Origin of the sequence: Flaviramulus sp. BrNp1-15, from assembly GCF_022259695.1 — a bacterium.
GTDB lineage: Bacteria > Bacteroidota > Bacteroidia > Flavobacteriales > Flavobacteriaceae > BrNp1-15.
In genome coordinates, this window is sequence record NZ_CP092099.1 from 2,196,275 (window position 1) to 2,215,261 (window position 18,987).

General features: G+C 31.6%; 19 protein-coding genes. 15 read left to right on the top strand and 4 right to left on the bottom strand.

Annotation, left to right across the window (positions count from 1 at the left end; translation table 11 throughout):
• The first annotated feature begins 43 nt into the window (after positions 1–43).
• The 6 genes from MBM09_RS15920 (at position 44) to MBM09_RS09680 (ending at position 4,130) form a co-directional block, all read left to right on the top strand.
• Positions 44–175, top strand: a complete 132-nt coding sequence (locus MBM09_RS15920) for a hypothetical protein (RefSeq protein WP_256444184.1) — start codon at positions 44–46, stop codon at positions 173–175.
• Between the two features lie 81 nt (positions 176–256).
• On the top strand, positions 257–1,183 hold the full coding sequence (locus tag MBM09_RS09660) for a 1-phosphofructokinase family hexose kinase (RefSeq protein ID WP_238673513.1): 927 nt from the start codon (positions 257–259) through the stop codon (positions 1,181–1,183).
• Between the two features lie 153 nt (positions 1,184–1,336).
• Positions 1,337–1,543: a dodecin family protein gene (locus MBM09_RS09665; RefSeq protein ID WP_238673514.1), complete on the top strand. Its 207-nt coding sequence runs from the start codon at positions 1,337–1,339 to the stop codon at positions 1,541–1,543.
• A gap of 87 nt (positions 1,544–1,630) precedes the next feature.
• A complete protein-coding gene (locus MBM09_RS09670) occupies positions 1,631–2,269 on the top strand; it encodes a class I SAM-dependent methyltransferase (protein ID WP_238673515.1) in 639 nt (212 codons plus the stop codon).
• A complete protein-coding gene (locus MBM09_RS09675) occupies positions 2,266–2,679 on the top strand; it encodes an archease (protein ID WP_238673516.1) in 414 nt (137 codons plus the stop codon). Before MBM09_RS09670 ends, MBM09_RS09675 begins: the two co-directional genes overlap by 4 nt.
• Positions 2,679–4,130 (top strand): RtcB family protein, encoded by a 1,452-nt coding sequence (locus MBM09_RS09680; RefSeq protein WP_305070095.1) that lies wholly within the window; start codon positions 2,679–2,681, stop codon positions 4,128–4,130. The genes MBM09_RS09675 and MBM09_RS09680 overlap by 1 nt, the downstream gene beginning before the upstream one ends.
• Before the next feature lie 33 nt (positions 4,131–4,163).
• On the opposite strand, the gene MBM09_RS09685 is transcribed toward MBM09_RS09680, so the two are convergent.
• Together MBM09_RS09685 and MBM09_RS09690 are read right to left on the bottom strand one after the other, a co-directional pair.
• Positions 4,164–5,348, bottom strand: coding sequence for a hypothetical protein (locus MBM09_RS09685; protein ID WP_238673517.1), 1,185 nt, complete (start codon positions 5,346–5,348; stop codon positions 4,164–4,166).
• 20 nt (positions 5,349–5,368) lie between these two features.
• Positions 5,369–7,303: a DUF5060 domain-containing protein gene (locus MBM09_RS09690; RefSeq protein ID WP_238673518.1), complete on the bottom strand. Its 1,935-nt coding sequence runs from the start codon at positions 7,301–7,303 to the stop codon at positions 5,369–5,371.
• 212 nt (positions 7,304–7,515) lie between these two features.
• Between MBM09_RS09690 and MBM09_RS09695 the strand changes: the two genes are divergently transcribed.
• From MBM09_RS09695 to MBM09_RS09705, 3 genes are all read left to right on the top strand, one after another.
• Positions 7,516–9,612: a translation factor GTPase family protein gene (locus MBM09_RS09695; RefSeq protein ID WP_238673519.1), complete on the top strand. Its 2,097-nt coding sequence runs from the start codon at positions 7,516–7,518 to the stop codon at positions 9,610–9,612.
• A 261-nt stretch (positions 9,613–9,873) separates the two neighbouring features.
• Positions 9,874–11,526, top strand: a complete 1,653-nt coding sequence (locus MBM09_RS09700; RefSeq protein ID WP_238673520.1) for a tetratricopeptide repeat protein — start codon at positions 9,874–9,876, stop codon at positions 11,524–11,526.
• A gap of 187 nt (positions 11,527–11,713) precedes the next feature.
• On the top strand, positions 11,714–12,226 hold the full coding sequence (locus MBM09_RS09705) for a hypothetical protein (protein WP_238673521.1): 513 nt from the start codon (positions 11,714–11,716) through the stop codon (positions 12,224–12,226).
• A gap of 175 nt (positions 12,227–12,401) precedes the next feature.
• On the opposite strand, the gene MBM09_RS09710 is transcribed toward MBM09_RS09705, so the two are convergent.
• Entirely contained in the window at positions 12,402–13,055 is a 654-nt protein-coding gene (locus MBM09_RS09710) for a hypothetical protein (protein ID WP_238673522.1), read from the bottom strand.
• 149 nt (positions 13,056–13,204) lie between these two features.
• Between MBM09_RS09710 and MBM09_RS09715 the strand changes: the two genes are divergently transcribed.
• The 6 genes from MBM09_RS09715 to MBM09_RS09740 all read left to right on the top strand — a co-directional run bounded on the left by MBM09_RS09715 (position 13,205) and on the right by MBM09_RS09740 (position 18,369).
• The gene (locus MBM09_RS09715) at positions 13,205–13,537 is read left to right on the top strand and encodes a helix-turn-helix transcriptional regulator (RefSeq protein ID WP_238673523.1); all 333 of its coding nucleotides are present in this window, start codon (positions 13,205–13,207) and stop codon (positions 13,535–13,537) included.
• A gap of 38 nt (positions 13,538–13,575) precedes the next feature.
• Positions 13,576–14,208, top strand: coding sequence for a low molecular weight phosphatase family protein (locus MBM09_RS09720; RefSeq protein ID WP_238673524.1), 633 nt, complete (start codon positions 13,576–13,578; stop codon positions 14,206–14,208).
• Between the two features lie 2 nt (positions 14,209–14,210).
• On the top strand, positions 14,211–15,245 hold the full coding sequence (gene arsB, locus MBM09_RS09725) for an ACR3 family arsenite efflux transporter (protein ID WP_238673525.1): 1,035 nt from the start codon (positions 14,211–14,213) through the stop codon (positions 15,243–15,245).
• A gap of 254 nt (positions 15,246–15,499) precedes the next feature.
• The gene (locus tag MBM09_RS09730) at positions 15,500–16,756 is read left to right on the top strand and encodes a hypothetical protein (protein WP_238673526.1); all 1,257 of its coding nucleotides are present in this window, start codon (positions 15,500–15,502) and stop codon (positions 16,754–16,756) included.
• 24 nt (positions 16,757–16,780) lie between these two features.
• Positions 16,781–17,695: a hypothetical protein gene (locus MBM09_RS09735; protein WP_238673527.1), complete on the top strand. Its 915-nt coding sequence runs from the start codon at positions 16,781–16,783 to the stop codon at positions 17,693–17,695.
• Between the two features lie 32 nt (positions 17,696–17,727).
• Positions 17,728–18,369, top strand: coding sequence for a hypothetical protein (locus tag MBM09_RS09740; protein WP_238673528.1), 642 nt, complete (start codon positions 17,728–17,730; stop codon positions 18,367–18,369).
• A gap of 191 nt (positions 18,370–18,560) precedes the next feature.
• On the opposite strand, the gene MBM09_RS09745 is transcribed toward MBM09_RS09740, so the two are convergent.
• Entirely contained in the window at positions 18,561–18,905 is a 345-nt protein-coding gene (locus MBM09_RS09745; protein ID WP_238673529.1) for a helix-turn-helix domain-containing protein, read from the bottom strand.
• Positions 18,906–18,987 lie beyond the last annotated feature (82 nt).

Below are 18,987 nucleotides of genomic sequence, written 5' to 3' on the forward strand. Positions count from 1 at the left end.
ATTTTTAGCAGCTTATATCTTAAAAGGCCAGTATGGTGGCTCTATGAAATATTTAGATGGAAGTGAAAAAACACTTTTAGGAATTAATATTGGTATTTTAGGTTTCGGAATAGCTTTTACATTATTACTATTGAATTTATTTCTAAATAAACTTAAGCTAGTAAAAGAAATTTAATAGTTCATTAAAACCATTTCTATTCACAATAGATGTTTTTATTTTAATTTTTATACATTATTTTTATAGAAATAATTAACGATGAAAGTAATTACACTCACATTAAACCCCGCTTTAGATAAAAATGCAAAAATTGACGGGTTAGTTCCTGGAAGTAAATTAAGATGTCATTCCATTCGGCATCAACCTGGTGGAGGCGGAATTAATGTATCAAGACTTTTAAAAAGATTAGAATTAGGTAGTTATTGCGTTTATCCATCTGGCGGAGATACTGGTACTTATTTAACAGCATTACTTAAAGAAGAAGGTCTTGTACCTCATCCAGTTAAAATAAAAGATTGGATTCGTGAAAACTTATCTATTGTAGATACAAAAACTAATTTACAATACCGTTTTGGTATGCCAGGGAATGAACTTTCTGATAATGAACTAGAATCAATCAAAACAGACGTTTCTAAACATTTAGATACTGGTGATTTTTTAATTTTAAGTGGAAGTTTAGCAACCAATTTACCTGAAAACTTCTATTCAGAATTAATACAATATTTTTCTCATAAAAAACCTAAAATATTAGTTGATACATCAGGACCTGCACTATTAAAAGCTTTAGAGCATCCTGTATATTTAATTAAACCAAATCAAAGAGAACTTGCTCAACTTGCTGGAAAGGAATTCTTATCTAATATTGAACAAGAAAATTTTGCAAAGGAACTCGTTAATACCGGTAAAGCCAAATATGTTGCAGTGTCTTTAGGAGCAAAAGGTGCTTTTTTAGCATGTAAAGAGGGCGTATTTTATCAGTCTACGCCATCTGTTCAAGTAAAAAGCACAATTGGAGCCGGAGATAGTATGGTTGCTGGTCTTATTTACGGAATTAACAAGGGTTATAAACCAAACGATATCTTAAAAATGGGTGTGGCATGTGGCGTTGCAACTATTATGAGTGAAGGCACTAGTTTAGCAAGTCCAGAAAATATTCAAAAAGCTTTACAATTAATGTCTTCTTAAGCTTTAGATCTAAATAAAATAATAATAGAGCAACAACTCCACTTTTTCACATAATAATCTACAGATAAAAAACCCTTTATTGATGGATATCATTTTATTTCTGATATGTAGCTTGTAATTTACTGAAATTATTAATCAGTTAAATTTTAAGTTATGTCAGTATTAAAAGTAATAGAAATTTTAGGGAACTCTACAGTTAGTTTTGAAGATGCTGTTCAAAATGTAATTAACGAAGCATCAAAATCTGTTAGAAATATCAAATCTGTTTATATTGAAGATATGCAGGTTACTGTAAATAATAATAAAATAGCAGAATACCGTGTAAATACTAAAGTATGTTTTGGAATTATGGAAGACTAATTTGGTAAACATTCCAGGATACAATTTTTATTACTTCATTCTGGAATGTTTTTCAACGTCAATTAATCAAGAATAATAAAGAAAAACATGTTACAAACAGAAGTATTCAACAAGAATGTGGAAGCTTATGAAGCTTGGTATGATAACTATCCTGAAGTATTCCAATCAGAAGTAGCGGCAATAAAAGAACAACTTTTAAAATTACCTGAAAAAATTACCGGTATAGAAGTAGGTTTAGGTACAGGTCGATTTTCTGAAGCTTTGGGTATAAAAGAAGGTATAGAGCCTTCTGAAGAAATGGCAATAAAAGCCATGAAAAGAGGCATCGAAATTATGAAAGGCGTTGCAGAAAAACTTCCGTATAGTGCTTTACATTTCGATTTTGTACTCTTTGTTACTATTTGTCATTTAAATAATATAAAAACAGCACTAAACGAAGCTTATAGAGTTTTAAAACCTGGAGGTTCTATTCTTATTGCGTTTTTAGATAAAGAGCAATCTATAGCACAGCAATACGAAGAAAAACGCTATAGAAGCACGTTTTTTCAAAATGCTACTTATTACTCAGTTAATAAAGTAGAAACTTTACTTAAAGATGCAAAATTTAAAGATTTAGAATTCAATCAAACATTATTTGGAGAGTTAGACGAAATTAAAAGCATACAGGCTCCCAAAGAGGGTTATGGTGAAGGTTCTTTTGTAGTCGTTAAGGCTGTGAAAAAATGAAGATAAAATATCTTCCTCATACTGCAGACATAAGAATGCTTATTGAAGGCGAAACACTTCAAAAGTTATTTATGGCAGGTGTACAAGGAATGGCAAACATCCTTAAAGAAGATATTTGTAACCATACTGATGAATTAAAAAGTAAAATAAGAATTAAAACCAGTGCTTTAGATTATACCAATTTACTCATAGATTTTTTATCTGACGTACTTTCATATACTTATACCAATAAAACTATTTACTGCAAAATAGATGTAATTACTTTAGAAAAACACAATATAATAGCAGACGTTTTAGGTGTAGAAATAGAACAATTAGATGAAGAAATTAAAGCTGTAACCTATCATGAAGCCGAAGTAACTAAGAACAAAAATAACCATTGGGAAACTTGTGTAATCTTTGATATATAATGAAAAATGTAAAAAAAGACGATATCAACAAATTAGAAGAGTGTTTATGGGAAATACCTATGTCTTTTAGAGACGATATGAGAGTTCCCGCAAGAGTGCTGGCGGTCGAATCACTGTTGGATGATATTATTGAAGATAGATCACTAAATCAACTTGTAAACGTAGCTACTTTACCAGGTATTCAAAAATCTTCATTTGTAATGCCCGATGTGCATGAAGGTTACGGATTCCCTATAGGCGGTGTAGCAGCTACCAAATATCCTGATGGTGTTATTTCACCTGGTGGTATTGGCTATGATATTAATTGTGGAGTTAGGTTACTTATATCAACTTTAAATATAGATGATGTAAAAGATAGAGTAGAAGCCCTAGCTAAAGAAATGTATGCACAAATTCCTTCAGGAATGGGTAAAGGAGGTAATATAAATCTTTCTAAAGAAGACATGGAACAAGTGTTGAGCAAGGGTGCGGAGTGGGCAATTGAGAATGGTTATGGAATTCATGAAGATTTAACTTATATAGAAAGCAATGGAAAGTTAGCTGATGCAGATCCGTCTTTTGTATCAGAAATGGCTAAAAAAAGAGGAACAGATCAATTGGGAACTATTGGATCTGGTAACCATTTTGTAGAAGTGGATTATGTTGATGAAATTTACGATAAACACATTGCTAAAGCCTATGGTTTAAAAAAAGGACAAATGGTTGTGTTAATCCATACAGGTTCAAGAGGTTTAGGACATCAAGTAGCAACTGATCACATTCGGATTATGATGAATGCCATGGCTAAATACAACATCAAGCTTAAAGATAGAGAATTAGCATGTGTTCCTTTTAATTCACAAGAAGGTCAAAATTATTTTAAAGCCATGTGTGCAGCAGCTAATTATGCTTGGTGTAATCGTGAAGTTATTTCTTGGGAAGCTCGTAAAGCGTGGAAGAATATTTTTGGAGAAGAAGGCGGAAACTTAAAACTGTTATACGATATTGCTCATAATATTGCTAAAATTGAAACTTACTTAATAAACGGAATAGAACAAAAGTTAATTGTTCATCGTAAAGGAGCCACAAGAGCATTTGGTCCTAGTTTTAAGGAACTCCCAGAAGCCTATATAAATATTGGACAACCCGTTATTATTCCTGGTAGTATGGGAACTTGTTCTTATGTCTTAGCAGGAGCAGAAAAAAGTAAGTTTGTCACTTTTGGTTCGTGCTGTCATGGAGCAGGAAGGCGTTTATCTAGAACTGCTGCCAAAAAACAAGTCAATGCACCTGCTTTAAAAGAAAAGTTAAAAGAAAGAGGTATTCATATCGAAGCAGGTTCATTTAAAGGTATTGCAGAAGAAGCGCCTATTGCATACAAAGATGTGAATTTAGTAGTAGAAACAGTTCATGCTTCCGGTGTGGCTAAAAAAGTAGCCAAATTAAAACCTGTAGCTGTTGTAAAAGGATAGTTTTTTTAAACTGAGTTTTAATAATACTATAAATCACTCTATTACATTAAAATATAATTTTGGTACAATACCATTTTCATTTTCAGAAGCATAAAAAGAAGCATCAATAGCTCCTAACGGACGGATAAGAATTCCTTTGGTTGTTCCATCCAGTAAACGTTGCATAACCGGTCTTGAAAGCGTAATAAAGTTTTTACCACCTGCTTCTTCAGAAACTTCTGTATCAAATATCATTTGTGTATTAAAAATATTTGAATAAGTATTACCCTTCATAAAACTATTATAAGTAACTGATTGCTGATCCCAAAAAGGATTACCTTCAAATATTTCAATTATTCTTACTTTTCCAAATTCAACACCTAAGTCTTCACCATATTTATCAACATAATTACCTCCTTTGGAAACACTTTGCGTTGTTAATTCCAATACCCCCGAACCATTAGCTTTTGAATTTCTATAATTTTTAAAATCCCAACGCAATATAGCCCATTGATTAGCATTAATCATTAATGTTCTTGCTTCTCCTGTTGGCTCTTTAACATGCCAATCATTAAAATTCACATCAGGGAAATCTGTATTAATCAAACCATCATGTGCAACTTCAAGATGGTTACCAAATGTATTTAAGTCAGCAACTTCTGGGTGGTAAATTAATGGTTCTCCTTTATCGGGTTCAGCTTCGTTTACATTTATAATATCTGCACGATAATAATCTACATCAACATAATACTTGTCTAATCCCCAATCGGTTGCTGCCAGTTGCACATAAAGTGTATCTCCAGGAATAGCATCCAAATCGGTTGTAGTCATGCTAATAGTATGCCAACCTTCTGTGTCAGGTATATCAAACTCCCGTAATTGTTTATGGTAATTGGTAGTTCTTTGTGTATTAATCATAAAATTAACACGCTTAGGTGCATGACTAACACGTATTTTGGCTTCAACTCTTAATTCAAAATTAGGATTTTTTAATTTATCTAAATCAAGTGAAGAAGTAACATCGCGTTTAATTAAAGCCCACCATACATTATGCTTGTCTTTTGTAGCATCTACTAAAATACGTGCATATTCCTCTTTTTGAATGAAATCAATTGATACATTACCATCTCCAGTAAGTGTAAACCATCCATTTATGCCTTGGTTATCAAAAGAATCAATAAATTGAGATTGGCATATAGTAGTACTCATCATAACGATTATTAAAAATATTTTTTTCATTAGATAATATCTTAGTTAGTTTATTGAGTTATTTTAAGTGCCCAATCTGTTTTTGTTGGGTTTTGTTTGTTTGGAAATTCTGGAAGTACCAAAACCCCTTTTTTATTCGTTTTAATAGAAACAGGATTTTTCCATTGTCCTGAAATTGGATTGAACCAAGTTAACGTATAAAATGTATTAGGATTAAAGTTTGTTAATTCTGGTAAAACGGATTCATTTTCAAAATATAACAAGGCAAAATCTTTATTTGGTGTTCGCATCATATAAGACCATCCGTCTAAACCAGCTTCAGGACTATTTTGTGCTTTATTTGGTATGATATCATTTTGCACGGGTTCTAAATATTGGTATTGCTTTCCTTCAGAACCTATAAACGTATTTAGATGCTGCATATAGTGCCCCGAATCATACTTAAGTGCTTCCCAAAAATGTGGACGTGCTCCTTCTGGTTCTCCAGTAGTAGTAATATCATAAGAAGCTGTACCATGCACATGACCCGATAACGCACCAGAAAATACAGACCCATACATTTGCGCACGTGCAAAATAATTATCGCGTTCAGAATTTGCTGGTGGACGCTCTCCATTTGGCTTATTAATAGAATGATTCCATCCTGTGTAATACGGCTCAAAATTAATAGCAGGGTAGGGAGGGCTGAGATTAAAAAGTGTATCTATAGCAGTAGTAACACGGTGGTCGCGTGGTTTATTACCAACACTATGCATTGTTAACCAAGGGCAATCTTCATCATGCCCAAATGCTTTGTATGTAGAACGGTCTATTAAGGTTGTATGAATTTGACCAAATGGCATTGGTCCATAGGTTTCTAAATGATAGGTTAAAGCTTCATTAAATTCATCGGCAGTGAGACTGAAATCTTTAGGAATCCAATCTAAATGAATTCCACTAAATATGAAATTGTAAGCGCCATAACGAGACATAAGGTATTGAACATATCGTGCAAAACTTTCATTAAAATTATAATAAGCCTTCCATGAAGGTCCTACATCTCTTCTAACGGTTTCTAGTAAAGCTACAAAACCTTGATCATTTAAATAAGTCATTTTTTTGTCCAGACTTTTAAAATATTCTGGATTAATACGATTAAAATTAGAAACACCTTTATGTTCATTAGACATCTCAAAAGGCAGATTTCCATATTCATCTCGCATATTTTTTGCTGTTAGCGTGCCCCAATAACTTAAACCACCAGAGGCATCAATGCCATTAGACTCTGAAACATCATAACCAAATTTTTCCCAAGCATTTCTTAAAAACACACCACTAGAATCTGCAAATGTACTTGGTTTGTTATCTGAATCCCAATTAGGGAAAGCCGCAATCATACTTACCGAATTGTAACCTTGATTGCTGCGATAAATAACCGCATCTTCAAAACCTATTCCAGGTCCAGGAATATAATCTTCACTAGTAGTTGCATTTCTATATGGTAATCGCCATGTGCTACCGGCTAGCCAAGTATCACCAACCATAAAAAAAGGCGTACCATCATCATATTGTAACGCATGTCCGTTTTCTGTTGCTTTAACAAAACCACGTCTGTTTGGGTTTTGTTCTTTTTCCTTTTCTGTCCAATTAATAGCTTTAAATAATCCAGAATTGTTATTTAATCCATTATCGTCAGGTATGTTTGAACCACTTTTCCATGTCCAAAGTCCAGCTTTAGTAGCCACAATGCGAACTATAAAGTTATTCTCTCCGTTCCAAAAACCATAAATTCGTTTAGAAAAATCGGGGCCTTCTAAATCTACCCAACAAGTAACATCAGTATAATAATTATCATATTCTTTTTCAGCTTCAAGCACAATCTCTATCATTTTCCAAGTATGTATTTGTGAAATATCGTTTTTGTTTTGAGCTTCTACTCCAAATACATTGCAAACGGTTAGAAAAAAAATTAGAAAAACACTTGGAATAATTGATCTATTGGTCATGGATTATGTTGAACAAGTTAAAATGATGGAGGTTTTGTAAAATGATATAAAAAATCTATTCATTTATAAAGTGTATAAATTTAAGAAACATATTAACATACAAGTTTTTAATCAGCCTTAAAATAATAAAATAATATTTTTCATTTTCTAACAGAGGTCATGTTTTTTAAATATTAATCTGTGTAATTTTAACAGACTAAAAACGCTTTGTAATGAAAATATTCGACGAAAAACACATCAAAAATGTAGTGTTTGTTGGTGCTCACAATAGTGGTAAAACAACGCTCACCGAAACCATGCTCTTTGAGGCAGGATTGATTAACAGACGAGGTTCTGTTGAAAATAAAAACACTGTTTCAGATTATCATGATATAGAACATGATAGAGGAGCTTCTGTTTATGCTACGCCACTACATACCGAATGGCGCAACTATAAAATTAACATTATAGATACGCCAGGTCTTGATGATTTTATAGGAGAAATAATTTCATCTATTAGAGTGTCTGATACTATTGTAACTGTTTTAGATGCTAAACAAGGCGTTGAAATTGGTACAGAAATTATTTGGAATTATATAGATAAGTATAATAAACCTACGTTGTTTGTTATCAATCAAATAGATCATCCAAATGCTAACTTTGATGAAAGTTTTAAAAGCCTTGAGAATTTGGTAGGCAATAACGCCGTAAAAATTCAATATCCTATGGTTATAGATGGAGCACAGTGTATTTTAGATGTGCTTAAAATGAAACTCTATAAGTTTGGAGAAGAAGGAGGAAAACCAGAAAAATTAGAAATTCCTGAAAGCGAAATTGAAAAGGCAAATAAATTACACAACGAACTCATTGAAAAAGCTGCAGAAAATGATGAAGAGTTATTAGATCTGTATTTTGAAAAAGGCACATTAAACGAAGCCGAAATGCGTAAAGGCATAAAAGCAGGTATGTTAAACCACGATTTATTCCCTGTATTTTGTGTATCGGCCTTAAAAGATATGGGAACTGGGCGGTTAATGGGTTTTATAGATAATGTAGCTCCAGCAGCTTCCGATTTAAAACCAGAACAAAGCGTAGAGGGAAAAATTATTAAATCGGTTAAAAAAGCACCAACTGTATTGTTTGTATTCAAAAACCTGTTTTTACCTAACGTAGGTCAAATAAGTTTCTTTAAAGTGAAATCTGGCGAAATAAAAATTAATGATAAACTTACTAATTCCAGAACTGGCGAAACTCTAACCATAAATCAATTGTTTATGATGGACGGTAACAAAAGAGACCATGTTAACTTGTTAACAGCTGGAGATATTGGTGCTACAATTAAACTAAAAGATGTAGAAATTAACGATACACTCTATAGCGGCAACGAAAAAATTACCATAAAACCCATTCAATATCCACAACCAAGAATATTTAAAGCCGTTAGTATAGAGAATAAAAACCATGAAGAAAAACTAATGGAGGCAATAAGAAAAATTCATAGCCAAGACCCAACATTAGTTTTAAAATACTCTAAAGAATTCAATCAACAAGTTATTGGTTGTCAAGGCGAGTTGCATCTAGCTACTATTGATTGGACACTTAAAAACACTTATGGTGTAGAAGCCATATTTTCGCGCCCAAAAATTAACTATCGTGAAACCATACAGCGCTCTAATACGGCCAACTATAGGCATAAAAAGCAATCTGGTGGTTCAGGGCAATTTGCACAAGTACATTTAAAAATAGAACCTTATATAGAAGGTATGCAAGAACCAGAAGGGTTTAATATAAGAGGAAAGGAAGAGGTGGATTTACCTTGGGGAGGTAAACTTGTTTTTTATAATTGCATAGTTGGTGGCGCTATAGATACACGATATTTAGTATCTATAAAAAAAGGCATATTAGAAGTCATGGAAAATGGCCCATTAACAGGCTCTTATATCAGAGACATACGTGTTATGGTTTACGATGGAAAAATGCATGCGGTAGACTCTAACGATATTTCCTTTAAAATAGCAGGCGCGCATGCCTTTAAAGAAGCCTTTGTTAATGCTGCTCCAAAACTACTAGAACCCACAATGCTTTTAACCGTAAAAGTGCCAGAAGATATGGTAGGTAATGTTATGACAGACTTACAAGTACGTCGTTCGTTGATACAAAGTATACAAAGTAAAGACCAATATCAAATATTAAAATGCTTAACACCAGAAGCCGAATTGTTTGGTTTTTCTACTGAATTACGCTCGCTAACACAAGGTAAAGCTACGTTTACAACAGAATTTGCGTCTTACGAACCCGTACCAAAAAATGTGCAGGATACGTTGGTGTAAAAAGATAGTTGGTTTTAGAATAGTCAATGCAGTAGGAGAGTAATTGAATGTTTGTGGCTTAGTGATAATTATAAATATTAAAAAATGAATTAGACGCTATTTTAAACCTTTTAAAAAAATCATCTAAATCATTAATAGCAAGACGCTTATAAAAATTATTATTTAATAAACTCTTTTAATTCCTTTATATTTGGTATACCAACCCTATAGTTTAACTTAAAATTGAGCCTGTATAGACATGTTTTATTTATTTTAGTATGCATGGTTTCGTGTGTTCATGCACAAGACCAACTTACTAGCGAAGAAGCTTACAATAAATACAACCTGCTTAAACAAGATTTAAAAACTAAAAATATAGGACTTAATGATGAAGCCTATTGGCCATATTATTTTCAACTCACAGATTTACTGGAACTCATAACACACGACCATGCTTTTGTATTAGAAGAATATAAAAATACAGCATATAATTTTAGGTATATAGGTTTACCAAAAGAAGCTATTAAACGCTATAAACTTTACTTTAAATACTACAACAAACACAAACAGTTTTTAAATAAAGAGCAGAAAGCGATGTTTTTACATTACAGTTCATCAGCTTATGGTTTTTTAGCCGATGTATATGCTAAAGTTTCCTATTTAGATAGTGCTAGTTTAACACATAAAAAAAATATTAAACTCACCCAGCAAAATCACAATATTGATTATGCTTCTGCTATAAATAACTATGGGTTGTTTTTTTATTGGACCAAAAAGGAGTTGGATTCAGCTTTAATAAATTTTAATGCTTCTTACGAGCTTACTAAGCAATATTTTCCGAATAATCATTTATTAGGTAGTATTCGCGATAATATTGCCGATGTGTATGTAGAACAAGGTAAGGTAGAAGAAGCTAATGCCTTATATGCCGAAAATTTTAAGTTTTATAAAACCTCTTTAGTACCAGAATACTCTGGTATAGACTCCAAACGCTTGGTTAGTGCTGGTGCACAAATGACTAACACCGCTATAAATCTAGGGCAAATAAATACTGCTAAAAACACTTTAGCTGAAATACACCAAATGCTTAACGATTCTACATCTAAAACTATATGGTTTCCTATTTCAAAACTACAGTATTTACAAGCTGAAGAGCGTGTTTTATTGGCTCAAAACAAAACGCACGACGCATACCAACTAGCTAAAAGGGTAAGGCATTTATCAGATAGTTTAACAGCCATAAATAACGCTAAAAAAAACGCTATTGAAACAACCATAAGTGAACTCACATTTGAGCGTTTAAAAGCAAAACACATTATTGAAAAACAGCAAAAAGAAAATCAGATTAAAAACCAGCGATTAAAACTCTGGATTATTTCAATTTCCTCAATTTCAATTTTAACTTTTTTAGTTTTATTATATTGGCGTAGAAGGCAACACATTATAAACGCACGGAATAAACAGCAAATTACCGAATTACAAAATGAAAAGCTGAATTCTGAAATAGAATCTAAACAACGTGATTTATCTGATTTTGCAATTAACCTGAATCATAATCAAGAATGGGCAAAAACATTAGCCGCCAAATTAAATGAATTAAAAAGTACCAAAGGACGCGAACGCAAAAAACTATTTGACGAGTTTGAACAGGATATACTCAATAAAATTTCGTTTGATGTAGATACCAAAGCATTTTATGAGCGTTTGGATAAATTAAGTGATGCGTTTTATAGTGAGTTAAATTCTAAATTTCCAGACCTTAGTAAAACCGAAAAGCGATTGTGTTCTTTAATACGATTAAAAATTGATAGTCATGAAATTGCAACGCTTCAAAATATAACAGTCTCTTCTTTAAATACAAGTAGATATCGCTTAAGAAAAAAATTACGCCTTTCTAAAAATGATAATCTTGACGATTTTATTCAAAGTTTATAAACTTTAAAAACACCTTATTTTACTGGTGTTTCAAGATTAAAAAAGTTGTTTTGTATATTATTTGTCTATAGTATATATATAAGTTTTCATAAGATTTGTTTCTAAATTAGAACATCCGGATAATACAAAACCAAGCCAAATTATTATTCGGGAATTAATCCATAACCCTAACTTAAAAATCAATATTATGAAAACGAGTCTCTTAGGTTTAATCTTTTTAGGTCTTACCAACCTCACTTTCTCTCAAAATCAAATGGCTTTTAACAACACGAATACTAGTGACTATTTAGTGGTTAAAAAAGCGAATACTAATGCTATTATCTCCAATCAAGTTTCTAAACGTATTACTACTTTTCAAGATGTAGTTTCTAAATACGATATTACTTCAAATTCAATTTATACACCTAATATTCCTGCAACATATACTGTGGTTTTTGAAGAAGCTAACAATGTTATTACTAATCATTATGGTCATGATGGTGAAGTAATTAGTAGTTATCAAAAATTTGAAGATATACGTTTGCCCAATAACCTTAGTGCAGATATTTTAAAAACCTATCCAGGTTGGTCTATTATTGCCGTACACTGCAGTATAAAATATGAAAAAGATAAGCCTACCGTAGTTTCATATAAAGTAAAAATTAACAAAGGCACTAAAAGCAAAACAATTAAAATTACTGAGCATAAGGACTTAGATTAATAGCAAATAGAGTTTGTAGTGCCAATGCGTTATAAGTTGTGTTTAAATACAATTGTACGTGTTGGCATGTTTCTATACCATTTAGAAATGTTATAGTTTCTTTTAAAACTAAATGATAACATTTACCCTAAAATGCACTTAATTATGTAACTCTAGCTTGGAGAGCAAGTGACGTTTAATTGTTGGATTTTAACTGTTTATAAAGCAAACTATTTAATATAGCATACCAACTTAAACAAACAATAAAAGTGATTTTTTGAATTACTGGTAACAGATTTAAAAATAACTCTGTTTCATATAAATAGTAATTGATTAAAAATAAGATTAGGCTGCATACACCAAATAAAACTAGTTTAAAATAACGCTCTTTATACAGTTCAAATAAAGCTATTATATGGGCAATAGTGCCAAAAATCCCAGCAATACGGATAATAATATCATGATTTCCTGAAGCTAAAAAAAACAAAACAATCATAGATAGCATACCAGTAATTTGCATAAGAACTTGCATTTTTCTTTTTACTATAAACAATTCAGGAAATAATTTCCAAAATAATATAATACTTATACAAAGTATAGCTAATGCAATACGTGCCGAAAAACGTGCTTTATTGAGTGTTCCATCAAATTGATAGGTTTCCAACAAATCACATAAATAATTGTATTGTAAGCTAAAATTAGTTTGATTAGGAAATACATAAGAACCACCTGTATATTGCATACTGGCAATAAAATAAAAACACACAAACAAGAACATACCAACAAAAGGTACAAATACTAATAAGGTATTTATTCTCTTTAATCCAACGTCCATTTCTTCTAAGTTCAAGAATAAATTTAAATTATTAACTATAAAATAGCTATGATATTAATCAGGCAGATTTCACTCTAAATAAAACTTAACACTAAAAATCTCCACAAATTATTTTTTTATTCTTTACTTAATCGTAATATTGCAATAAACTAATAAAGAATATTATGGGATTAGCTAAAACCGAAATGTTTACCGATCAGCAAAATGAAATATCATTGTTTGCAAAAGTCTTTGGGCATCCTGCAAGAGTCGCTATTTTACAGCAACTTTTTAAAATAGATGCTTGCTATTGTGGCGATTTAGTTAACGAAATTGGCTTAGCACAACCTACCATTTCACAACATTTAAAAGAATTAAAACATTTAGGACTCATTAAAGGAAATGTAGAAGGAACAAGCGTTTGCTATTGTATCAACACCACAAATTGGACAAAAATGAAAGCAACTATGTTAGAATTTCTAAATCAAGATATTTCTAATAATGAAGATTGCTGTTAAACAATACTCTAATTAATCACAATAAAACCAAAACCAAAATGATAACTACCAAAACAGAGCTTTTTCAAGATATTGATAATCTTATCAAAAGTTTAAATCCCAAAACTATTTCTGTCGAGCGTAAAGACGTTTTACAACCGCTAATCGATTTCATTCAATCTAAAGTTTCAAAAAACCAAGACATTCGTATCAACTTTATCTGTACACACAATTCACGAAGAAGTCATTTATCTCAAGTTTGGGCACAAACCATGGCTAGCTATTTTAATATTAAAAATGTGTTTTGTTATTCAGGAGGCACAGAAACTACAGCACTTTTCCCTATGGTTGCACAAACTTTACAAAATTCTGGTTTTCAGGTTAAAACCATTTCAGAAGGCAACAATCCTATTTACAGCATTAAATATGCACAGAACGCGCATCCTATTATTGGGTTTTCTAAAAAATTAGATGATGATTTTAATCCAAAATCTGAGTTTGTGGCTATTATGACTTGCGATTCAGCTAACGAAGCTTGCCCATTTGTTCCAGGTGCAGAAAAACGCGTTCCTATAACGTTTAAAGACCCAAAAGCCTTTGATAACACACCACAACAGGCAGAAAAATACAACGAAAGAAGCCTGCAAATAGCAACCGAATTATTATATGTGTTCTCTCAAATAAACTCATAAAAATGGCGCCAAAAAAATTAAGTTTCCTCGACAGAAATCTAACGCTGTGGATATTTGTAGCTATGGCTATTGGTGTGGCACTTGGTTATTTTATACCAACATTCCCAAACATTATAAACGCCTTTAGTAGCGGAACAACCAATATTCCCATAGCTATTGGTTTAATATTAATGATGTATCCACCGTTGGCAAAAGTTAATTATGCTTTGTTACCAAAAGTGTTTAGAAACACCAAAATCTTATCCATTTCTCTTATTCTAAATTGGGTAATAGGTCCGGTTTTAATGTTTGTGTTAGCCATTACCTTTTTACGAGATTATCCTGAGTATATGGTAGGTTTAATCTTAATTGGTTTAGCACGTTGTATTGCTATGGTTTTGGTATGGAACGACCTCGCCGAAGGAAGTAGCGAATATGGCGCAGGTTTGGTAGCCTTAAACAGTATTTTTCAAGTGTTTGCATACAGTTTTTATGCATGGATTTTTATAACCATTCTTCCACCATATTTTGGGTTTCAAGGCGCTATTGTAGATATTTCTATCGCCACCATTGCAGAAAGTGTTGCCATTTATTTGGGCATTCCGTTTGTTATGGGAATTTTAAGCCGACTAATATTGGTAAAACTAAAAGGGGAGCAGTGGTACACAAATACATTCATTCCAAAAATTTCTCCAATCACCTTAATAGCGCTATTATTCACTATTGTAGTGATGTTCTCGCTAAAAGGCGAGTTGATTGTGCAAATTCCAATGGACGTTCTAATTATTGCAGTGCCTTTACTTATCTATTTTGCGTTAATGTTTATTATTGGCTTTTTTGTAACCAAAGCAACAGGAGCAGAGTACAACAAAACCGCCTCGGTAGCGTTTACAGCAGCCGGAAATAATTTTGAATTAGCCATTGCCGTTGCCATAGCCGTTTTTGGGCTTAATTCTGGTCAAGCCTTTGCAGGTGTTATTGGGCCTTTAGTAGAAGTTCCTGCTTTAATTTTATTGGTTCGCGTGTCGTTTTGGTTGAAGAAGAAATATTATTTGTAGAGTTTGTGGATAAATATGTTTTTATGTGACAAACTTGTACTTAGTCAATTCGAGGTATAGAAAAGAAGCGTAAAGTGTATGAAATAGGTTACATTAAAATATTTTTATTATATTTACATAATCACTTGATATTTAGTGATTAATTCTCCCAATTAGCAATTACGATATAGCAAAATTTATTAATTACCATCCATGGTATGTTTTGGTGTTAACTAAAGCCTAACATTTTTTGTATATAACCAAACCGATCAATTATGAATATAAAAAAGATTAGTTTAATTTTTCTAATTTTTAGTATCACTACATTTTTGTATTCTCAAGATACCATTCAAATTAAATATGATACCATAAGTAAAAAAGTTAGTCTAAAAGATTTACCTAAAAAATTAGTACATAACAATAAATATTTATTGAAGCTAGTAGACATTAATACTTCACATATAAAGGTAAACGAAGAACTGAATGCTTATGAGTATGTTTCAGATATTCCTGAAATTCTAAAACCTATTTTTCTCGGAACACCCAATAGCAATATTATGAATTCCTTTGAAATAGATACCGCAAACTATAAAACGAATCTTTTTTTAACTGCAATGCATCATTATGACAAATTGGAATCTATAAGGTCAACTGGCAGTGAGTATTATGATAAAACAAAATTCAACCCTAAACCAAATGATACCATTGCAATTGCTATGCTTAAACAGAAATTAAAACTTAAGTCTAATATAGAATTGGTCAATCAATTAAAAAATTCAGAACAATTTATATTGAGTGCATTAACAAGTTATGAACACAATTTTGAGAAAATTCCCCTAACTGATTCAAAATTAGAAATACTTCATGGTGAATATGCCACACTTAAAAATATCAAACTTTTAATAGACAAAGGGACATACCGAAAAGCACTTGGGTTTTTATTAAAGTCGCTAAAGGCTAAAGATTTTATCAATATTAAGACGTTTAAAGGGGTGAAAGATTTAACATCAATTGATTTACAAGTAATAAACACCTTTACAAATGACACAATTTTTGAAGATAAGTTAAGTTTTAAGATTTATAATAATTGGTCATTCGATTTTACATCGGGTTTCATTTATTCAGATGTATCAGAATCAAAATACTATCTAAGCAATCGTAATGCCGAATTTGACAATGTCATAAAAGAAGATATTGCAAATTTTGATGTTTCAATTGGTGCCTTAGGTCATTTATCTTATAAGTTTTCACCATCCTTTATGGCAGGTGTAGGGATTGGTGCATCATTATCTCCATTTGATGGAAAGTTAAGATACTTAACAGGATTGAGTTTATTATTTGGAGAACAAAAGTTTATAGGGTTAAATGTAGGCGTTGCATTCTCAAAAATTAAAACCTTATCTGATGTAATCATGAAAGATAATGCTGGATATTTCCAGCCTGTAGATCAAACAGAAATAAATACCGTTGAAAGGGTAGAAACTGGACTTTATATAGGTTTAACCTATAATTTTTTTAATAAAAAGAAATAAAAAAACACTAAAAAATTAATTCTAATGAAACTAAGTGAATTTCAAATTGAATCTTATCCAGACAAAATTCAGGCAAGATTAGAACGAAGAGAAAGACTAAGAAACACTAATGTACCAGACTATATAAAGGGAAAGGTTGCAGAATTAGTATTTGAAGACCTTAAATTATGGAGAGTAGGTATAGTAACCGTTAGTTTTAAAGACGGAAATAAAGAACTTCATAAAAAAATTGCTGATACAGCCAGCCAATGGAGTAACTATGGTAACCTTATTTTTGATTTTGGGCTTGACAGTTCCACTCGCGAATATAGACAATGGACAGCAAACGACACGAGTCATATTCGTATTGGTTTTGAATATAGTGGCTATTGGTCTCTTGTAGGTACTGACAGTGATGATATAAATATAGCAAAGCCAGGTGAGATAACTCTTAATCTATCAGGTTTTAATAATCGCTTACCAAGTAACTGGAAAGGAACGGTGTTGCATGAATTTGGTCATGCATTAGGATTTCATCATGAGCATCAAACACCAGATATTGAATGTGATTTTGACTGGCCAAAATTATATGATTACTTAGGAGGTCCTCCCAATTATTGGCCTAAGGCAAAAGTAGATCATAATCTTAGACAACTTAAGCAGGGTACAGGCTATAAGTATTCTGCACATGATATTGAATCTATTATGCATTATAGCTTTCCTGAATGGATGTTTAAATCTGGAGCTAATTCTCCATGTCATACAAGTGAAAATAACGATTTATCAGAAGAAGATAAAAAAATGATGGGTAAAGCGTATCCGTTTGAACAAGAAATGATAGCTGAAATTGATAGTTCCAGAATTGAAAATTTAAGTGAATTGTGCAAAATAGAAAATTTACCAGAATCAACTAATCAAATCCATAAAAAGCACCTTGATTATTATTTGAGTAAAAAATGAAATTATAGCATTAATAAGTAACAATTAGAATTATGAAAATATTTAAAGATTATTGGTGGCTCTTAATAACATTTATATCAATTACTTTGGTATTTATTATTGGTTATAAAGGTATTATGCCAGATTTAGAATGGAAAACTGGTAATACGTTAGAATTACTTGGAGGCGTTTTTGCTAAACTGTTTATTGTAGGTGCGCTACTCGATCAGTTAATAGCTGTGTTCTTTCCTGAAGACGAAACAACTACAGACCAAAGAATACAAGCTCAAAACGCATTATCTATAATTAAAGAAAAAGAGAAATTTGTCCATAAAAAGATTTTGAATCAGCAATTACAAAGCCCCAACAATGCAAATGCAATGGACTCGATGCAAAATCTAAATACAGAGCTTTCGTCTTTTACAAACACCAAACAAGTCGCAGAAGATAAAATTGCAGAAATTGACTCTAAAAGGTCGTCTTATGTTAGGATGATAGCTTTTGCCGCTGGACTAATTTTAGCTATTACTGGTATTACTATTTTAAGCGATTTTATTGATATGTCTAACAAAGGGATGAATCATAAAATACTCTCCTATATCGATGTTATATTTACAGCTGCAGTACTTTCAGGAGGAACATCAGGTATAAACCAATTACTGAAAATTTTAAAAGACTCTTGGAAGAAAAGCTAAAAATAAAGCAATGAAGAGTATATGTTAAAAGAAAATATTGTAATTGAATAAAAAATTAATCAAGATTTTTTTGTTGATAATTTTGCATAATATGAATACATCATAATTTATACTAAAATATAATTAGTTATAAAAACTTGAATTTACATAATATAGAAAGTTTTTACTTCAATTTCTAAAAAAAATCATCCTTAAACCACCATATCGCCTTTTTCCTCAACCACAAAAACGCCCCAATCTGCAATAGATTTAATTATAGGTATTAAGGTTTTACCAAAATCGGTTAACGAATATTCTACTTTTAATGGCGGTTTAGAGGTATATACTTTTCTTTTAACTATACCGTCTTCTTCCAAGGTTTTTAGCTGTAAGCTTAAGGTGCGTTCTGTAACCGTTGGCATTTCTTTTCGCAACTCATTATATCGTAACGATCCATCAATCAAATGAAATAATATGACCGTCTTCCATTTTCCACCAATAACACCCATAGTTAAGCTAGCGCAACATGGGTATTCTTTTCCTTTAAATTTATACATAATACCGTTAAAAAATTATAATAGTTTCTTTGTAAACATTGCAAAGATAGAATACTATAATTAATTACACAACTATACTTTT